Origin of the sequence: Prevotella denticola (genome assembly GCF_900454835.1) — a bacterium.
Taxonomy (GTDB): domain Bacteria; phylum Bacteroidota; class Bacteroidia; order Bacteroidales; family Bacteroidaceae; genus Prevotella; species Prevotella denticola.
Window position 1 is genome coordinate 930,443 of the sequence record NZ_UGTM01000002.1, and the last position, 18,570, is coordinate 949,012.

15 protein-coding genes are annotated in these 18,570 nt (G+C 50.2%); 14 read left to right on the forward strand and 1 reads right to left on the reverse strand.

The genetic code is table 11. From position 1 onward, the window contains the following. Positions 1 to 183: 183 nt before the first annotated feature. The 4 genes from DYH27_RS12000 to DYH27_RS12015 all read left to right on the forward strand — a co-directional run bounded on the left by DYH27_RS12000 (position 184) and on the right by DYH27_RS12015 (position 3,459). Entirely contained in the window at positions 184 to 1,158 is a 975-nt protein-coding gene (locus tag DYH27_RS12000; protein WP_025067443.1) for a toprim domain-containing protein, read from the forward strand. Positions 1,159 to 1,162: 4 nt separating this feature from the next. Beyond that, on the forward strand, positions 1,163 to 1,627 hold the full coding sequence (locus tag DYH27_RS12005; RefSeq protein WP_025067444.1) for a DUF3408 domain-containing protein: 465 nt from the start codon (positions 1,163 to 1,165) through the stop codon (positions 1,625 to 1,627). Between the two features lie 358 nt (positions 1,628 to 1,985). Continuing rightward, complete coding sequence (locus tag DYH27_RS12010; RefSeq protein ID WP_025067445.1) at positions 1,986 to 2,417, forward strand: plasmid mobilization protein; 432 nt, start codon at positions 1,986 to 1,988, stop codon at positions 2,415 to 2,417. Then, positions 2,401 to 3,459: a relaxase/mobilization nuclease domain-containing protein gene (locus DYH27_RS12015; protein WP_025067446.1), complete on the forward strand. Its 1,059-nt coding sequence runs from the start codon at positions 2,401 to 2,403 to the stop codon at positions 3,457 to 3,459. Before DYH27_RS12010 ends, DYH27_RS12015 begins: the two co-directional genes overlap by 17 nt. A 459-nt stretch (positions 3,460 to 3,918) precedes the next feature. Here the strand turns inward: DYH27_RS12015 and DYH27_RS12025 are convergent, their stop codons facing one another. Continuing rightward, complete coding sequence (locus DYH27_RS12025) at positions 3,919 to 4,371, reverse strand: NUDIX domain-containing protein (RefSeq protein ID WP_025067447.1); 453 nt, start codon at positions 4,369 to 4,371, stop codon at positions 3,919 to 3,921. Between the two features lie 509 nt (positions 4,372 to 4,880). Here DYH27_RS12025 and DYH27_RS12030 point away from each other — a divergent pair. From DYH27_RS12030 to DYH27_RS12075, 10 genes are all read left to right on the forward strand, one after another. Continuing rightward, positions 4,881 to 6,125 carry a site-specific integrase gene (locus DYH27_RS12030; RefSeq protein ID WP_025067448.1) on the forward strand — a complete coding sequence of 415 codons (1,245 nt, stop codon included), beginning with the start codon at positions 4,881 to 4,883 and terminating at the stop codon, positions 6,123 to 6,125. A 29-nt stretch (positions 6,126 to 6,154) separates the two neighbouring features. Further along, entirely contained in the window at positions 6,155 to 6,562 is a 408-nt protein-coding gene (locus DYH27_RS12035) for a hypothetical protein (RefSeq protein ID WP_244595181.1), read from the forward strand. Positions 6,563 to 6,806: 244 nt separating this feature from the next. Further along, positions 6,807 to 7,106, forward strand: a complete 300-nt coding sequence (locus DYH27_RS12040; protein ID WP_025067450.1) for a helix-turn-helix domain-containing protein — start codon at positions 6,807 to 6,809, stop codon at positions 7,104 to 7,106. Between the two features lie 21 nt (positions 7,107 to 7,127). After that, entirely contained in the window at positions 7,128 to 7,448 is a 321-nt protein-coding gene (locus DYH27_RS12045) for a helix-turn-helix domain-containing protein (RefSeq protein ID WP_081458228.1), read from the forward strand. A 5-nt stretch (positions 7,449 to 7,453) separates the two neighbouring features. Beyond that, positions 7,454 to 7,804, forward strand: a complete 351-nt coding sequence (locus DYH27_RS12050; RefSeq protein WP_023983521.1) for a helix-turn-helix domain-containing protein — start codon at positions 7,454 to 7,456, stop codon at positions 7,802 to 7,804. A gap of 6 nt (positions 7,805 to 7,810) precedes the next feature. After that, the gene (locus DYH27_RS12055) at positions 7,811 to 8,161 is read left to right on the forward strand and encodes a helix-turn-helix domain-containing protein (protein ID WP_244595182.1); all 351 of its coding nucleotides are present in this window, start codon (positions 7,811 to 7,813) and stop codon (positions 8,159 to 8,161) included. Between the two features lie 52 nt (positions 8,162 to 8,213). Continuing rightward, positions 8,214 to 9,794, forward strand: a complete 1,581-nt coding sequence (locus tag DYH27_RS12060) for a DUF4099 domain-containing protein (RefSeq protein ID WP_029216419.1) — start codon at positions 8,214 to 8,216, stop codon at positions 9,792 to 9,794. 75 nt (positions 9,795 to 9,869) lie between these two features. Continuing rightward, the gene (locus tag DYH27_RS12065; protein WP_025067452.1) at positions 9,870 to 11,984 is read left to right on the forward strand and encodes a type IA DNA topoisomerase; all 2,115 of its coding nucleotides are present in this window, start codon (positions 9,870 to 9,872) and stop codon (positions 11,982 to 11,984) included. 404 nt (positions 11,985 to 12,388) lie between these two features. Further along, positions 12,389 to 12,805 (forward strand): DUF1896 family protein, encoded by a 417-nt coding sequence (locus tag DYH27_RS12070; RefSeq protein WP_025067453.1) that lies wholly within the window; start codon positions 12,389 to 12,391, stop codon positions 12,803 to 12,805. Beyond that, positions 12,795 to 18,431 carry a helicase-related protein gene (locus DYH27_RS12075; RefSeq protein ID WP_025067454.1) on the forward strand — a complete coding sequence of 1,879 codons (5,637 nt, stop codon included), beginning with the start codon at positions 12,795 to 12,797 and terminating at the stop codon, positions 18,429 to 18,431. The genes DYH27_RS12070 and DYH27_RS12075 overlap by 11 nt, the downstream gene beginning before the upstream one ends. The last annotated feature ends 139 nt before the right edge of the window (positions 18,432 to 18,570 follow it).

The window sequence follows — 18,570 nt, forward strand, 5'->3', positions numbered from 1 at the left end:
CCTGAATGTCAATCACTTACAATCAAAATATATGTAGTAAGAAGAAAGTGAAAAAAGTTTGCTGTGGAAAAACTTTAGGAAACGAAAAAGCATCAATGAAGTTTACCCTATCAGTATAATCAAAATATAATCCGATATAAAAATCAGGATGGAAAAATGTTCAACCAATAAAACAATATGACAATGAAAGAAGAAGATTTATCGCGCATTAAGCGATACCCCATAGTGGAGTATCTTGAAAGGAAAGGTATCAAACCAGTGCGCAGGACACCTGCCTATGCTCTCTACCATTCACCGCTTCGTGAAGACACACATCCAAGTTTCAAGGTGGACACTGAGAAGAACCTTTGGATAGACTATGCCGAAGGCAAAGGTGGAAGTATTATCGACCTTTGTATGCGGTTAGAGGGTTGCACGCTGTCGGAAGCCATCCGCCTTTTGGGGCGGAACGCTCCCGATTATACTGCTTGCAATTCTCAAAAGGCAGACAGGGCAATGAAAAGAAGTAGCATACCTATGGCATCCGCAAGTGGAGTAAGGAGACTGATAGAAATATCAGACACCTTACCTCCACACTTATTAAAGTATCTTCAGGAAGACCGCTGCATCGACATGGAAAAGGCGATGCCCTTTCTATGTTGTATCAGCTATGAGATAAGAGGTTTTCATTACCAAGCCATTGGTTTCGCCAATCAATCGGGAGGTTATGAGCTTCGAGATAATGGAACGTTCAAGGGAACAATAGCACCAAAGGACATTACTCCGATATTTACGGACAGAGCTGAGCCAGTTTGTATATTCGAGGGGTTTATGGACTTTCTATCCTTTCTTTCAATGAAAGAAGAAGTTATCCACCACTGTCTTGTGATGAACTCCGTAAGCAATGTGGCAAGGAGTATTCGCTATCTCCATGATGCAAATGTTTTCTCCATCCGTGCCTTCCTTGATAATGACGAGGCAGGACACAGGACTACGGAGGATTTCGCAAAGGCTGGTTTCAAGGTAGAGGATATGTCCGTGCATTACAGGAGTTTCAAAGACCTCAACGAATATCATGTCCACAGGGTACGTAAACAGCAGAAAGGGCAATCACTGAAGATGCCACAAACACAAACCAATCCCATAAAGGTCAAACAAGTTAAACATAAAATGAGATAGAAATATGAAAAAGAAAACAAATACAACAGAAAAAGATTTTTCATGGCTTTTGGGTGTAGAAGATGAAGCAGATGACAAGTCCACTTCAAAAGCAGAAACTATTGTTCAAGAAAAAGAAAGACAATCAAACGTACAGAAACAGAAATATGACAGTCCACAAAGCGTATTAGAAGTTACATCAGAGATTTCTGGACCATCACAGCACACAGAGAACACACCCATTCAGAAACGCATCAGTGCCAAGATGAGAAAGAAAACACTCGGAGCATACAAACAAGCCTACCTTATGCCAACCAAACTCAGTAATAGAAAAGCAGTCTATCTGAGCAGGGAGACACAGGAACGTACCGACTTCATTGTGCGTAGATTAGGCGACAGAGGCAGCAACCTTTCAAGTTTCGTGGAGAACATCGTGCACCTCCATTTGGAGGAATACGGTGAGGACATAGAGAAGTGGAGAAGATTGTAAGCAGTTTGAGACTTTATCATACGATATACAAAAACAGTCGACTGTTTCTAAAAATCACTCGACTGATTTTTTTATTCAGTCGAGTGAAATTATGAGTATTGATGAATGATGGGAATGCCACGAACGCAGTTAGTCATAGAATGCACGGTATTTGTTTTTAGGCTATAAAACGTTTTAAGCGTATATAATTTGTTCGGTAGCACCAGCAAGACGTCAGTTTGTACCCACAAACTGCGCTTGCTCCCCTCGTTCGGTTATCGGGGAGATTAGACCGTAATCACTCCGTTCTCATCGGTCAGCATTCAGGAATTAAGAAATAACAAACCATCTACAATGATAAACTTTCAAAGAAACTTATATGAAAAGATACAAGGGAAAAACTGCCCGATGGCAGCCAAAGGATAAGGAAGAACAGCGGATGAATAAGACAGAGTTCATCAAGGTAAGATGCACCTTAGAAGAAAAGCAGCGTATTAAGTCAAAGGCAGAAAGTACGGGACGTAAGTTTTCCGATTACTGCCGTGAGATACTCCTAAATGGAGAGGTGGCTGCCGTTCCCAAGATGACCGAAAATGAAAGGGAAGCCATTGCCATACTTCAGCATACAGGAAGGTTCTACGGGCAGATTTCTAACCTCATCAAGGTCAAGAACGAGGATTGGTTACATATCACAAAGAACCTCTCGCTATGTGCCAAAGAGGCATTTAAGCGATTTTACGACCCCCATTTTCATGTGAACGATGAGATATATAAGGTCTTAAATCTAACAAGAGATGATAGGAAAATGTAAGGCGATAGCGCATGGCAGCACGGCTTTAGACTATATTTTCAGAGAGGGTAAACTTGGCAGTCGGCTTGCCTTCCACAACCTTTGCAGCAGGGAGCCAAAGACTATCTATGAGGAAATGAAAGTGGTCAGCGACTATAACAGCCGTTGCAGGAACAAGTTCCTGCGTATTGAAATCGGTATCGCACCACAAGACGAGAAAAGACTGCCTGTATCCGAGCTTATGGGAATAGCCCATCTGTTTGCCAAGCGAATGGGACTTGACAACCACCAATGGGTGGCGGTAACGCACAAGGACACCGACAACAGACATATTCACATCATCGCCAACCGCATCAGCCTGTTTGGTGAGGTCTATGATACTACTTTTGTGAGCAACAGGGCAGCGAGAGTGGCGGAGGAAATAAGCAGAGAGAAAGGCTTGACCATCGCAAAGGAGATTAAGGCAGAAAGGAAACACCAAAAGACAAAGGCTAATCCCACGAGAGAGCAAACAAAGCATCAAGTACAGAATGTTTGTTATGCCCTGCTTGACAAGTACAAAGGAACAGGTATCACGGGACACTCCATGTTCCTTTATGAATTGAACAAAAACGGCATTATTATAGAGCGTATGAAGAACAAGCAAGGTAATGTCTATGGCTTGAAGTTCTCCTACTGTGGACAGACATTCAAAGCTTCCGAAATCGGCAGGGAGTTCGGCTACCGTTCCCTGCAGAAGAACTTTGAACCAACCAACAGGGAAGAGCCAAGGAAACCACATCTAACAGTACAAGAGCCGACAGAAAGGAAAGAACGCCCTGATACAGGTTATCAACTCGTACCTCCAAGCTGTTCCTCAATTTCACGAGACAATGACACCCCACGAGTGCAAGATTCCATTGGTGCAGTGGCAGACACCATTGTTGGCGCAGCTGATGAAGTTGTGGAAGGCTTGGGCGATTTGATTACACCATCCACACAGGGCAATGACTATGCTGAAACAGCGTGGCAGCGCAAGCTCAGATACCAAGCGAACAGAAAGAAACGAGGGAGAAAACTATAAGCCATACGAGTTTACAAAAACGCAAAACAAAGAATTTCTTAGCATAAACGCTTGTTATTCGGTAACAAAGTATTATCTTTGCAGACAGAATAACAAGCGTTCTTTGTTAGGCAGAAAACAGCGAAGTCAAGTAGCTCGCTCGTTTCCAGATCGTTACCTATTCAATTGTATCGTCAAGGTAACTTCTTTATTTTCAATCAGTTGTATTTCAGATATTATCTTGGCGTGCAACTAAGCACCTTCTCCTACGAAAGATATAAACTCTTGAAATACAATTTATTACAAGTCTGTCAGAACAGCATCCTTTCTGTTCTCATGACAGTCTCTCTTGATTTTCTCGAATATGAATTTTCATGACAGAAAATACAGAATGGCATACTCTCAGCAAAGTCCTCCCCACCCTGTCTCATCCGACAGAAAACGCTTCTATCATGTTTTTCCTGTTCCCAGATGAAGCGTTCAGAATGCCGTTCCAGCAGTGGCACGCCCCTCCATCAGCCGTTCAGCCTCTTTGAGTATCTCGGCATGGTCGAAGGCAAGGCAAGGGAGGTCTGACAGCAGGAACCATCCGGCCTGCGCCGCATCGTCCTGTCCCTTGACTGTTACGGGGCTGTCAAGAACCGTGTAATATGCTACGGTGATAATTCGCTCACGCGGGTCACGGTCTACAGCATCAAAGACACCGACCCGGTACAGTCCGCCGACCGTCAGACCGGTTTCTTCCTCCAGCTCCCGGCGTGCAGCCCGGGCAGTCGTCTCGTCGATATTCATGAAGCCGCCCGGGAAAGCCCACATTCCCTTGCACGGCTCATTTCTGCGCTGTATCAAGAGCAGTTTCATCCCTTCGGCAGTGTGTGCAAACACCAGACAGTCTGCCGTTACTGCCGGATGCGGATATTGATAAGTGTACATATTAGAGAATGGTCTGAATCCATAATACTTCTTTTTTTCACAGGCCAAGTCAGGTTCTTCACCCGACGACGGAGACCGGGACGGCTCGACTTAGGACGGGCGGACTTATGGCCGGAGCAAATGTACAAATAATATATGAAACGGAACATCTTATGACAGGAAATTTAAGAAACAAGACTATTTACCTGAGGAAAAGTACATATAAAATATGAAAAACGGAAAAATGTAGCGATAATGTTATCAATCAAAGACTTAAAAGGGCTTTGGAAAGCAGCGTAATGCCAACCGTGTACGGTCTTTATGCCAAACTGTGACAGCGTTCCGTCTCCTATTCGTAACCCCTGCAAGGGTAATGATAGATAGGTGGAAAATCAAGGAAATTCGCTTTGAAATAGGCTGTTAGGCTGAAAATTCCAACCCATCGGTTTCTTATTCCGCGTTCCCCTCGATTTGCTTAGTGGACAACTGCTCCACAGTAAATAATTTTGCAAACGAAAGGAACAAAAGCAATGAGAAGTACATTTTCAGTCATCTTCTATTTGAAGAAAGACAAGGTAAAGAAAGACGGTACATCGCCCATCATGGGACGCATCACCGTGGACGGCACACAGGTGCAGTTCAGCTGCAAGGTATCCATCGAACCGAACCTCTGGGGCATCAAGGGTGGTCGTGCGATTGGTAAGAGTGTAACGGCACGGGAAGTCAACCGGATGCTCGATAAACTCCGTGCAGGTATCACAAGGCATTATCAGGAAATCATGGAGCGCGACAATTTTGTCACGGCCGAGAAAGTCAGGAATGCTTTCCTTGGTTTGGAATACCGCTGCCAGACACTCATAAAGATTTATGACCACTTCATGGAAGATTATGCCAAGAAAGTCGACTGTGGCATGAAAGCAAAGAGCACGTTGACAAAATACCATGCCGTATACAGTCACCTAAAGGACTTCCTGCAATCACGCTATCATGTGAGTGACATTGCATTGAAAGAAATTCAACCAACATTCATTACCGATTTTGAGACTTACCTGCTTGCAGAAAAACACCTGCATTGCAACTCTGTCTGGGTATATTCCTGTCCCGTCCGCATGCTGCTGCACAGGGCGGTAGAAAACGGCTGGCTGATGCGTTATCCATTCCCTGACTGCAGTGTGCCGAAAGAGGAAACAGAAAAAGGATTCCTTACCAAGGAGGAACTCGGACAGCTTATCAACGCCCCGAAGATGAACTTCAAGCGGACATTCATCCGCGATCTGTTCCTTTTCTGTGCTTTCACGGGACTGGCTTATATAGACCTGAAGAACCTTCGGGAGGAAAATATCGTGTCCAACCCGCTCGACGGCAGTGTATGGATACACACCCATCGACAGAAAACAGGTGTGGAAACAAACGTCCGCCTGCTTGACATTCCCCTTCAAATCATGAAGAAGTACAAAGGCCTGTGCGACGACGGGCGTGTCTTTCCCGTCCCGGCCTATAATTCCTGCAAAATAATACTACGTACCGTCATGAAGAAATGCTGCATCCACAAACACATTACTTGGCACATGGCGCGCCATACGATGGCAACGGTGGTATGCCTTTCCAACGGCATGCCTATCGAGTCCGTCAGCAGCGTATTGGGGCACAAGTGTATCTCCAGCACGCAGATATACGCCAAGATTACCAACGAGAAGCTGAACAAGGAAATGAATATACTCTCGGAGAAACTTGCCGACATCAGTGAATTCGTCACCTCAGAGACTTTTGCGTAATGGTACGAAAAATAAAAAATGCTTTTATTATGACAACATCCAAACAATATATATATAAAAAGGAGGAACGAACGATGAAACAACGAGACATCATTTATTTGAAAGAGAATGAATTTTGTATCACGGGTGCCGCCATCTGGATGAGCGAGTGGGAACTGGCGGAACTCTTCTACGCCACGCAGGGTGAGATACGGGCAGCCATCAACCGCGTACTGAAAGACAGTGCCATGCCAACCTGCCACAGCACGAGATATATGCCCCTTGAAAACGGTTATGCTGCCGAGGTCTATTCCTTGGAGGCCATCATCGCCATTTCCTTTTATCTTCATACGGGATTTGCGGCAAAGTTTCGCAGATGGATAACACAACGGATTACAAAAGACAGCCGACAGGTAGCCTCCTTGCTACTCTATGTCGGTAGCGGGTTGGAATGCTGAATCGGCAGAGATAACAAAACACTATTCGAATACGCTATTCAAGAAACAAAATCCGAGAAACGAAAAAGAACGACAACGGGCGGACGGTTTTCACCAGAAAAACTGTCCGCCCGAGTTGTTTTCTGTCATTTTGTTGTCTCTATTGTCTCCATAACGACGCCACAAGCTGCCACATGCTACCAAAACAGACCGAGAATGCAGATAATGCTATAATTTTGTAATGTATTCATTAAACAAAACAGAAATGGAAGTAATTATCATTGAGAAAAAGACATTCGAGAAGATCGTATCGGATGCTCTTGCTTTGGAAAAACAAGTCAACGCGCTCTGTGCGATGAACAACGGAAAACCAGCGAATGCTTGGCTGGACGGTGAAGGCGTCTGCCGTCGGTTGCACATCAGTCCCCGCCGCTTGCAGACTCTCAGGAACAGTCGCCGTCTGAACTATGCCCAAATAGGACGTAAGTTCTATTACAAGGCAAAGGATATCGAGGACTTTCTGCTAAGCTGCAAAGAAGAGACCCATAAACAAGAAAAAATATGACACCGCTATATCCACAGACAAATGAAAGAAAATGTATTGACCGAACAAGACGAACCGATATTCTCCCTGCTCCACTCTTTCGAGAATATTCATAAGGGACTATCATCTCTTTTGGGGAATTGCCGCCCACCACTCAACGGCGAGCGGTATCTCACCGACAGGGACGTATCGGCACTGCTGCGGGTCAGTCGCAGAACCCTGCAGGAGTACCGGCACAGCGGCAACCTTCCCTTTTTCCGTTTAGGCGGGAAAATCCTTTACAGGGAAAGTGACCTGCAAAAAATGCTTGGGAGACGTTGCCACAGTCTATCCGACAATTCAGGTATAAGTTCACTAAAATGATGAATATGGAAGTAATCACAATGGAAAGCGTCGCCTATCAGCAGCTGATGGGCCGCATCGAAAGTATTGCCTCTCATATTGAAAGACTGGAGGCAACCCGAAGTGTGCAAGGGATTCCCGACACCCTGCTTAACACCCGTGAAGCAGCGGAAATCCTGCATGTCAGTACCCGAACCCTGCAACGCCTGCGCAGCGAGAAGCGTATCGACTTCGTCATCCTGCGCGGTAAGTATCTCTATTCCGCCCGCGAAGTCGGGCGCATCATCGATGAGGGACGTCTCAAGGGCGATCCTGCCACCATCGAGGGACTACGACAACACTTCAACCTGCGTACAGGTAAAGTCTCACTTAAATGATTGTATATGAGGAATATAGACTATGACACGAGGCTTTTGGAAATGATGCAAGACATCTCGGAACACCTCAACAGACAGGACAAAGAATTGGAGTTGATCGTGCATAAGATTGATGAGGAACTGCATGCTTCGCATCAGGAAGAGTGTGAGCACCTGTTGGACAACCAAGACCTGTGCGACCTCCTCCACGTCAGCAAACGGACCTTGCAGCGTTACCGTACTTCGAAAATGATTCCCTATTTTCAGCTGAAGCATAAGATCTATTATAAGCTCCACGATGTGCATGACTTTATCGAAAAGTATATAAAACCGTCAGGTAGGAAACTACCGGACACAATGGAACTATTCAAAATATGATAAGGGCTTATGATGAATGATTGAATAAACAACAAAATAAACGTAAGTAAAAATGGCAAAGAAAACAAAAGAACAGGACGTCTTGCTCGTCCGCGACGAGAAGACGGGAGAGATCGGTGTCATCGCCGGCCTCGGCAGTGACGGAACACCCAAGCGTGTGCCCCCGAAAGCAGAGCACGCTCAGGACTTCCTGAAGTTCGACCGCGGGGGCGACATCTTGGACAACTTCTTCCTCAACTTCATGCGGCAGTGCAAGGAGCCCTCTCGCTTCGGCTTCTACCGTGTGGCGGCCGAGCAGGCGGACAAACTCATCGAAGTGATGAAAGACCTGCTCAAAAATCCCGAGGGCAACCGCGAACTGCTCGCCCCGCACAAAATCGACATGACACCTTATCATAAGGCAGTACAGGAAGAACAACAACAAAGTCAACAGCAAAATCAACAACCCACAAACCCCACAGAAGAAATGAAAGAGAAACAGGAACAGCCGCAGGTAGCACAAGAAGCCGTCGGGCAAGAGAAAACGAATGACGGCAACGGTCAGAAAAAGGAAAGTACCTACAAGCCCATCGACGAGAGCAAAATCAACTGGCAGGAGCTGGAAGAGAAATGGGGCATCAAACGCGACGAGCTGGAGAAGTCGGGCAACTTGAAACGGATGCTCAACTATGGCAAGTCCGACTTGGTGAGTGTCGCTCCGAAGTTCGACGGGCAGACCTTCGAGACCGCCGCCCGTCTTGCCTTCAAGGTGCAGGAAGACGGTACGGTGCGCCTTGTACCGCACTTGGTGCAGACCGCTCCCAACCTCGACCTCGAATACAAGGGGCACCGTTTCACCGAGGAGGATAAGCGCAACCTGAAAGAGACGGGCAACCTCGGCCGTATCGTAGACCTTGCAAACACTGAAACAGGTGAACTCAAACCATCGTTCGTGAGTATCGACCGCCAGACCCATGAGCTGATCGATATCGCCGCCAACCGGGTGCGCATGCGCGACACCATCGGCAAGACGGTGCTCTCCGAAACAGAAAAAGCCCTGCTGCTGACAGGTGCACCGCTCAAAGGCAAGGAAATCGAGTTGGAAAATGGTCGCAAGTTTACCGTCACCCTGCAAGTGAATGTTGAGCAACGCGGCGTCGAGTTCGTTCCCGGCAGCGGGCGCAGCCCGAGAAAACAGCAACGGCAGGACGGCGATACCATGCAGGGACAGAAAAGCGAAAGTCCCAAGCAGCGCGAGAACCGTTGGACGACCGATGACGGCAAGATACGCCCCATCGGCAAGTGGAAGAACATTCAGTTCAGCGACGAACAGAAGAAGGATTACTGCCAAGGCAAAGCCGTCAAGTTGGAGAACGTGCTCGACAAGAAAGGGCAGCCCTGCACGATGTACCTCAAGTTCAACTACGATAAAGGTCGTCCCTTTACCCACAACCAAAATCCAGACCTTGCCCAAAGCGTTGCCCCATCCAATGAAAGCCGCGTGCAGGTTGCCGTCAACAACGAGGGCAAAACCAACGAGGCGACCAAGCACATACAGCAGCCCATCGAGAAAGGGCAGGTTGCCCCGAAAAACGAACAGCAGGCACAGCAGCAGAAGAATGAACCCAAGAAGGCCAAGGGCATCCGCATGTAACCCCGGTGCCGACCACTAACATCCAATACAGTATCCATCATCAAGAAACAACATCAACAATAAAAAGAAAACAAAATGAAGACAATCATTGCAGAAAAGCCGAGCGTCGCCCGCGAGATAGCCCGCGTGGTGGACGCCCGCAAACGGGAAGAAGGTTATTTCACGGGCAACGGCTATGCCGTGACGTGGGCGTTCGGGCACCTTGTGCAGCTCGCCCTGCCCGAAGCCTACGGCATAAAAGGCTTTAACCGCGACGCCCTGCCTGTCATCCCCGAGGCGTTCAAACTTATCGCCAGAGCAGAAAAGACAGAGAAAGGCTGCAAGCCCGACAGCGGCGTGCTCAAACAAATCGACATCATCCGGCGGCTCTTTGAAGAGAGTGAGCGCATCATCGTGGCGACCGATGCCGGACGAGAGGGCGAACTCATCTTCCGCTATCTCTACCAATACATCGACTGCCACACGCCTTTCAACCGCCTGTGGATCAGCTCGCTGACCGACAAGGCCATCCGCGAGGAACTCAATAACCTGCGTAATGGAGCAGACTACGACAACCTCTACCTTGCCGCCCGTGCCCGCAGCGAAGCCGACTGGCTCGTGGGCATCAACGGCACGCAGGCGCTCAGCCTTGCCGCCGGTCGGGGCACCTACTCCGTCGGTCGCGTACAGACACCCACGCTGGCGATGGTCTGCGCCCGCTATTGGGAGAACAGACGCTTTACGCCCGAAACCTTCTGGCAGCTCCATCTTGCCGTGAAAGGCGAAGGGGAAGAGGTGGTGAAATTCACCTCCGAGGAAAAGTGGAAGGACGGCGAAGCGGCAAACGGCCTTTACAAGCGTATCAAGGAAACATGCAAAGAAGTCCGTATCACGCAGGTAGAGCATAAGCAGAAAACCGAAGAACCGCCCCTGCTTTACGACCTCACCACCCTGCAAAAGGAAGCCAACAGCCGCTACGGACTCACGGCGGAGCAGACGCTCGCCATTGCCCAAAAGCTCTACGAGGCCAAGCTCATCACCTATCCCCGCACGAGCAGCCGCTATATTCCCGACGATGTTTTCGAGACCATCCCCAAGCTGCTCGAAAAGCTGCAACGCGACGAACAGTTGGGAAGTCATGTCAGCCATATAGATACGCTCGCCCGTCGCAGCGTGGATGCCGGCAAGGTGACCGACCACCACGCCCTGCTCACCACGGGACTGCACCCCATCGGCATCTACAAGGACGAGCTGACCGTCTACCGCATGATTGCCGCACGGTTGGTCGAAGCTTTTTCTGCACCCTGCATCAAGGAAGTCACCACCGTCAGGACGGATGTATTGACATGCGATGGCGAGAAATGCTGCGACACGGCGTTCACGGTTAAGGGCAGTGTCATCCGACAGTCGGGCTGGCGCGGTGTCTGTGGCGATACGGACGGCGACACAATCCTGCCCGACTGGAAGGAGGGCGACGTGCTGTCCCTTTCCGCCTGCTCCATCACAGAGGGAAAGACCAAGCCCAAACCACTCCACACCGAAGCGACATTGTTGGCTGCTATGGAGACAGCGGGTAAGGAGATAGAAGACGATACCCTGCGGCAGGCTATCAAGGACTGTGGCATCGGTACGCCTGCCACCCGTGCCGCCATCATCGAGACGCTGCTCAAACGCGAATACATGGTGCGTGTGAAAAAGACGCTTGTGCCCACCGAAAAGGGACTTGCACTCTATTCCATCGTCAAGGGCATGGACATCGCCAATGTGGAGATGACGGGCAGGTGGGAAGCCGAGCTCGCACGTATAGAACGGGGTGAGAAAGCCTCCGCCGACTTCAATACCGAGATAGAAGCCTATACGCGCCGGATAACCGCCGACCTGCTCGCCTCCGAAAAGCTTTTTCGCGCCCGTGAGACCACTTTTGCCTGTCCCAAATGCGGCAAGGGCAGTATGCGGTTCTATGCCAAGGTGGTCAAGTGCGACAACGAGGCCTGCGCCCTGCCCCTCTTCCGACAGGTGGCGGGCAAGCTGCTCTCCGACAAGGAGATCACCGACCTGCTCACCGAGGGGCGTACCGCCGTGCTGCATGGTTTCAAAAGCAAGCAGGGTAAATCCTTCGATGCAGCCCTTGCCTTCGACGAGGAGTTTAGAATAAAGTTCATCTTCGATGATACAAAAAACAAGTCAAAGGGTAGGAAAAACGGAAAATAATGCGTACTTTTGCCACTGTTCACAGTTCATAAAGCGTTTTCTTTCTTTAGATGACTGTTTTATTACTTTACTGTGGATTTAGTGGTTGGCACTCGGTGGGGACACCGGGTGCCTTTTGTACATATCCCGTTTTCTTCCCTTTTTACTTCTCTTTCCCTTATATAATATCTGCAAAGATGTTCGGATAAGGAGTGCGATGCAAGAGCAACCGAGTCTGTCGAATTATCCTCGTGATGAGAAATATTTATCATCGTGAAGATAATTTCGTCTCATCGTGTAGAGAAATATTTCTCATCACGAGGATAATTTGGAAGTATCAGTAGAAGAGCTATGAGAAGTGCAGTAGGAAAGCAACAGCTTTGCCTATAGGGAAGCAAACGGGAACCAACTAAACAAACAGCATCATGAAACAATCAGACAATGGGCAGGAGCTGTCCTATTACGGACTCTACCTGCGACACTATCTTCAAGAGAACAGATTTGAACAGGCCTCGAATGCCGATTTTATCGACAGCCGCGCCGCCCTTGCCGCCGAAACGTTCGGATGGGCACGGTGCGAGGGCTATTCCGTTGACGGCGCGCAGGAGCTGGCAATGGAAGCTTTGCTTGACGGGCTGCACCGCTCGGCTTACACTTTGCTTACGGATGTGCTCGAAAACGAGTTCGAGGGCGAAGTGCCTTTGGAAGCCCGCGAGGCAACCGCCGAGGCGTTGCTGCCACAGGTAAGGCAGCTGTGCGCGCAGAGCGAACGCACGGAGGAGAGTCTTTACACCGAAATCACGGGAATGGTCGTACTTTATCTCGAACGTCATGGCATTTAACAGGAAAGCAAGACTCTCGGGCAACATCGAGGCGATACGCACCGCCTTTGCCTTGGACAGAGAACAGCGCATGCCCACCGCCGAAGAGCGACAGGCGTTGGAGCGTTATTGCGGTTTCGGCGGATTGAAGTGCATCCTCAATCCCGCCGGCAGTCTGGCGGACGCCGCGCAGTGGGCGAAGTCCGACCTCGACCTCTTCGCCCCCACGGCGGAGCTGCACCGACTGATCCGCGAGAACAGTGCCGATGAACGGACATACAAGCGATACATGGACAGCTTGAAATCCTCCGTGCTTACAGCGTTCTATACACCTGCTGAGATAACGGAGACTATCAGTGGCGTATTTAACGAAAACGGTATCGCCCCTCTTCGTATGTTGGAACCCTCAGCCGGTCGCGGTGCTTTCGTGGATGCCTTTTTGAAGGACAACCCACAGGCGGAGGTCATGGCATTCGAGAAAGACCTGCTGACGGGCAAGATACTCTCGCATCTTTATCCCGAACAGCGGGTGCGCATCGAAGGTTTTGAGCGAATAGAAAAGCCTTTCGAGGAATACTTCGATGTGGCCGTCTCAAACGTTCCCTTCGGCGATGTTGCCGTGTTCGATGCGCAGTTCGAGAAAGGCTCGGCAGTGCGCAGGGCGGCTGCCAAGAAGATACACAATTATTTCTGTCTGAAAACACTCGATACGGTGAGAGATGGCGGCATCGTCGCGCTTCTCGTTCCGCAGGGCGTACTGAATGCGGACAGTAACAGTGCCGTGCGCCGGTTGATGCTGAATCAAGCCGACCTGCTCTCCGCCGTGCGCATGCCCAACAACCTTTTTACTGAAAATGCAGGTACGGAGGCCGGCTGCGACCTGCTCGTCTTGCGAAAACGTGTCGGCAAGAAGGAACTCTCGGAAGACGAAAAGCTGCTGGCTGAGCCTGCAAAAGAAAATCGGGATAACATCCCTGCGAATGCGTATTTCCTCCGTCATCTCGATCGTATTGTCCGTACTGAAGAAAAACGCTCCACCGACCTTTATGGCAAGCCGGCGATGGTCTACCTGCACGAGGGCGGCGTGGAGGGTATCGCCCGTGACCTACGCAGAATACTGTCGCAGGATATCCAAATGCGATTGGACTTGCAGCGATATGGGCAGGAGGTGAAGATTGAAGAGAAGACGCAGAATATATCTTTGCAGGGGGCTTCTGTACAGAAGACTTCTGTTTCTCCCGTTCAAACACAAACCAGTGAAAAAGAGAAGGCTTCTTCTGAAACCGTCAGAGAAAGTCAATCACAGCAGGCAGGTTCCCCCAGCCCCATGCTGACCTTGTTCGATCTTTGGGAGTTTACCGTAGCAGAACAAAAACAGGCTACAACGGGCAAGAAACAGAAAAGGGAGAAAGCGGAGAAAACGAAGACAAAGCCAAAAGCAAAAGAGAAAACGGCCAAAAGCAAGCCCAAGGAACGAAGCCTGTTCGATGCCACGCCGAAGAAGTCAGAAGCAAACGACCTCTATGCCGGACTCGACTGGGAGACCAACCCGCCCATCAACGGCTTTTATGAGGTGATGATGGACATGACGCCCGAACAGCGGGCAAGAGCTTTACAGGTAGGCAGGCAGGAAGTGCAGGCAGATAAGGATGCCATTGCATCAAGGGAGCGTGTGGAGAAAGAGAATGTCGAGGAAGAGAAAAATAAAAAGGAAGAGACAACAAAGATGTCTGCTTCCATATCGGGCATTTCTACTTTGACACCTTCAAAAGAAGAAATGCTCGCGCCCCGTGTGCTGACACAAAAGCTGCAACCCCATTACAAGGAGGGTACGCTTGTGGATGAGTATTCCTTGGACTATGGCAATCAGGTCGGCGTGCTCAAAAACCTCACGTCCTACGGTGCAGTCTTCTCTCCGCTCGATCTACCTCTTCTGCTCAAAGAAAAGGCGCAGGCCTATATCCACGTCCGCGACACCTACGAAAAGCTGTATGCCTACGAAGCCGAACGGCAAGAAGAAAATGCCACGCTTCGCTCGAACCTGAACACCTACTACGACGAGTTCGTCATGCGTTACGGTGTCCTCAACGCCCCACAAAACGTGGGGCTGGTGCTCATGGATGCAGGCGGGCGCAACCTTCTTGCCATCGAGCGCGAGGAAAAGGGGCAGCTTGTCAAGTCGGACATCTTTGAGCATCCTGTGTCGTTCTCCGTGCAGCAGACGGAGCATACCGACACGCCGGAGGAAGCCCTCTCCCTTTCACTCAACCGCTACGGCAGTGTAGAACTGGGCTATATGCAGGAGCTGACGGGCAGCAGCGAGGAGGAACTGCTCACGGCGCTCAAAGGGCGTGTCTTCTTCAATCCGCTCGTCGGCGGCTATGAAATCAAAGACCGTTTCGTGGCGGGTAATGTCATTGCCAAGATGGAGGACATCCGGCAGTGGCAGCAGGTGCACACGGAAGCGGACAGCCGTGTGGACGAAGCCCTCGCCGCATTGGAAGAGGCCGTCCCCGAACAGATACCCTTTGCTGACCTCGACTTCAACTTCGGGGAGCGGTGGATACCCACGGGCGTGTTTGCCGCCTACATGTCCCACCTGTATGAGACGGAGGTCAAGATTGCCTACTCGCCCTCGCTCGATGAGTTCTCGGTAAGCAACACCCGCACGAACGTGAAAATCTACGAAGAGTTCTGCGTCAAGGGCTACTACCGCAGCTACGACGGCATGTCGCTTTTAAAACATGCCCTGCACAATACCGTGCCCAACATGATGAAGTGCATCGGCAAAGACGAGAACGGCAACGACATCAAGGTGCGCGATGCCGAGAAGATACAGCTGGCCAATGCCAAGATCGACGAGATAAGAAACGGTTTTACCGACTGGCTCGAAGCGCAGTCGAAGGAGTTCAAGGACAGGCTCACCGACCTCTACAACCGCAAGTTTAACTGTTTTGTACGGCCGAAGTACGACGGCTCGCACCAGACCTTCCCCGATCTCGACCTCAAGGCACTCGGCGGCAAGTACGGCATCTCTGCCGTCTATCCCAGTCAGAAGGACTGCATCTGGATGCTCAAGCAGAACGGAGGCGGCATCGCCGACCACGAGGTCGGAACAGGAAAAACGCTCATCATGTGCATTGCAGCCCATGAGATGAAACGCCTCTCGCTGGCCCATAAGCCGATGATTATCGGACTGAAGGCGAACGTGGCAGAGATAGCTGCAACGTACCGGACTGCCTATCCCCAAGCCCGCATCCTCTATGCCTCCGAAAAGGATTTTTCTACGCAGAACCGCGTACGCTTTTTCAATAACATCCGTAACAACGACTATGACTGCATCATCATGAGCCACGACCAGTTCGGCAAGATACCGCAATCGGTGGAGATACGGCAGAACATCCTGCAAGAAGAACTCGACACGGTGGAGGAAAACCTCGATGTGTTGCGTGGGCAGGGACGGAACATTTCTGTTTCGATGCTCAAAGGTTTGGAAAAACGCAAGCACAACCTACTGGCGAAGCTCGAAAAGATAGCGCATGAAATCAACAGCCGTAAGGACGACGTGGCAGACTTCGCGCAGATGGGCATTGACCACATCTTCGTCGACGAGAGCCATCAGTTCAAGAACCTGATGTTCAACACCCGTCATGACCGTGTAGCGGGACTGGGCAACAGCGAGGGCAGCCAGAAGGCGCTCAACCTGCTCTTTGCCATCCGTACGATACAGGAGCGGTCGGGCAAGGACTTGGGGGCGACGTTCCTTTCGGGAACGACCATCTCCAACTCGCTCACCGAGCTGTACCTGCTCTTCAAGTACCTGCGTCCCAAGGAACTCGAACGGCAGGACATCCGCTGCTTTGACGCGTGGGCGGCCATTTTTGCGAAGAAGACCACCGACTTCGAGTTCTCCGTAACGAACAACATCATTCAGAAAGAGCGTTTCCGGTATTTCATCAAGGTGCCGGAGCTGGCGGCGTTTTACAACGAAATCACCGATTACCGCACGGCGGAGGATGTGGGCGTTATCCGTCCTGATAAGCACGAGATACTGCACAACATCCCGCCCACACCCGCCCAAGAAGTCTTTATCAAAAAACTCATGGAGTTTGCCAAGTCGGGCGACGCCACGATACTGGGACGTGAAAAGCTCTCAGAAACGGAAGAGAAGGCAAAGATGCTCATCGCAACAGACTACGCGAGGAAAATGGCGCTCGATATGCGCATGATCGATCCCACCTACGGCGACCATCCCGACAACAAGGCATCCCACTGCGCCCGGATGATTGCCGAGTATTACCAAAGGTACGATGCACAAAAGGGTACGCAGTTCGTCTTTTCAGACTTGGGCACCTATCAGCCCGGGCAATGGAGCGTTTATTCGGAAATCAAGCGCAAGCTCGTGGAGGATTACGGCATCCCTGCCCATGAGATACGTTTTATACAGGAGTTCAAGAACGAAAAAAACAAGAAAGCAGTCATCGAGGCGATGAACGACGGACGGGTGCGCGTGCTCTTCGGCTCCACCTCCATGCTCGGTACGGGTGTGAACGCCCAGCAGCGTGCCGTGGCGGTGCATCATCTCGATACACCGTGGCGACCGTCCGATCTTGCCCAGCGCGACGGACGGGCGGTGAGAAAGGGCAATGAGATTGCGCGGCGCTATGCCGACAACAAGGTCGATGTGATTATCTATGCGGTGGAAAAGTCGCTCGACAGTTATAAGTTCAATCTCTTACACTGCAAACAGACCTTTATCTCACAACTCAAAAGCGGGGCGATGGGCGCGCGTACCATCGATGAAGGGAGCATGGACGAGAAGTCGGGCATGAACTTTTCAGAATATATGGCGATTCTCTCGGGCAACACCGACCTGCTCGACAAGGCACGGTTAGAAAAGAAAGTCGCCGCTTTGGAGAGCGAACGCAAGTCGTTCAACCGCGCCAAGCACGAAACCCAGAACAGGCTCTTGGAAATGACCAACCAGTTGGCTTTCGACAGGGCGGCAAAGGAAAAGATGTCCGAGGATTGGAAGAAGTTCGAGGCGGTTGCAGCGAAAGACAAGGACGGCAACTATCTCAATGCCCTCGTGCTCGACGGTTTTCCCTCACGGGATGAGAAAGCCCTCGGTGCAAAGTTGCAGGACATTGACAAGAATATAAACACGGGTGGTGCGCCGCAGCGTATCGGCGAGCTTTACGGCTTTGAGGTGAGTGTGACCACGGAGCGGGTATTGAGCGAGGGGTTGGAGTTGACGCAGAACCGCTTTTCCATCAAGGGCAACTACAAGTACACGCACAATCACGGGCAGATAGCCAAGGCGGATAAGGAAGCGGCGGCAAGGAACTTTTTACGCGCGTTGGAGCATATTCCACAGACGATTGCCCAGTACAACGCTCGTATTGAAGAACAGGAACAAAAGGTGGCGCAGATGCAGCCCATCGTGTCGAAGGAGTGGAAGAAGGAGGACGAACTCAGAGGTCTTAAATCCGAACTCGCAGCCTTGGACAGGAAGATACAGCTGGATTTGGCTCCGCCCGCACCTGATTCTGCCGAGCAGAAGGAGACGAATACGCCGTCCGAGCAGAACAAAGATGAATATAGGCAGGACAACTCGCAGAGGACGGCTTACAGACCATCGCTCTAAAAAATTTAGTGGGGGAATGGAGCATAGCTCCTACTAACAAGAAATATCATATTTTTTTGTATGGTTCCAACAGAATAGATTGATTATGGATATGCTATTTGTCTTTAGAACGCCTGTCTCCTTTTTGAAAGTGAAACTT

What these genes read in the sequence shown, in the direction of transcription:
- DYH27_RS12000 (WP_025067443.1), top strand. Translation starts at nt 184, where the DNA reads ATGAAAGAAGAAGATTTATCGCGCATTAAGCGATACCCCATAGTGGAG.
- DYH27_RS12005 (WP_025067444.1), top strand. Translation starts at nt 1,163, where the DNA reads ATGAAAAAGAAAACAAATACAACAGAAAAAGATTTTTCATGGCTTTTG.
- DYH27_RS12010 (WP_025067445.1), top strand. Translation starts at nt 1,986, where the DNA reads ATGAAAAGATACAAGGGAAAAACTGCCCGATGGCAGCCAAAGGATAAG.
- DYH27_RS12015 (WP_025067446.1), top strand. Translation starts at nt 2,401, where the DNA reads ATGATAGGAAAATGTAAGGCGATAGCGCATGGCAGCACGGCTTTAGAC.
- DYH27_RS12025 (WP_025067447.1), bottom strand. Translation starts at nt 4,371, where the DNA reads ATGTACACTTATCAATATCCGCATCCGGCAGTAACGGCAGACTGTCTG.
- DYH27_RS12030 (WP_025067448.1), top strand. Translation starts at nt 4,881, where the DNA reads ATGAGAAGTACATTTTCAGTCATCTTCTATTTGAAGAAAGACAAGGTA.
- DYH27_RS12035 (WP_244595181.1), top strand. Translation starts at nt 6,155, where the DNA reads ATGACAACATCCAAACAATATATATATAAAAAGGAGGAACGAACGATG.
- DYH27_RS12040 (WP_025067450.1), top strand. Translation starts at nt 6,807, where the DNA reads ATGGAAGTAATTATCATTGAGAAAAAGACATTCGAGAAGATCGTATCG.
- DYH27_RS12045 (WP_081458228.1), top strand. Translation starts at nt 7,128, where the DNA reads ATGAAAGAAAATGTATTGACCGAACAAGACGAACCGATATTCTCCCTG.
- DYH27_RS12050 (WP_023983521.1), top strand. Translation starts at nt 7,454, where the DNA reads ATGGAAGTAATCACAATGGAAAGCGTCGCCTATCAGCAGCTGATGGGC.
- DYH27_RS12055 (WP_244595182.1), top strand. Translation starts at nt 7,811, where the DNA reads ATGAGGAATATAGACTATGACACGAGGCTTTTGGAAATGATGCAAGAC.
- DYH27_RS12060 (WP_029216419.1), top strand. Translation starts at nt 8,214, where the DNA reads ATGGCAAAGAAAACAAAAGAACAGGACGTCTTGCTCGTCCGCGACGAG.
- DYH27_RS12065 (WP_025067452.1), top strand. Translation starts at nt 9,870, where the DNA reads ATGAAGACAATCATTGCAGAAAAGCCGAGCGTCGCCCGCGAGATAGCC.
- DYH27_RS12070 (WP_025067453.1), top strand. Translation starts at nt 12,389, where the DNA reads ATGAAACAATCAGACAATGGGCAGGAGCTGTCCTATTACGGACTCTAC.
- DYH27_RS12075 (WP_025067454.1), top strand. Translation starts at nt 12,795, where the DNA reads ATGGCATTTAACAGGAAAGCAAGACTCTCGGGCAACATCGAGGCGATA.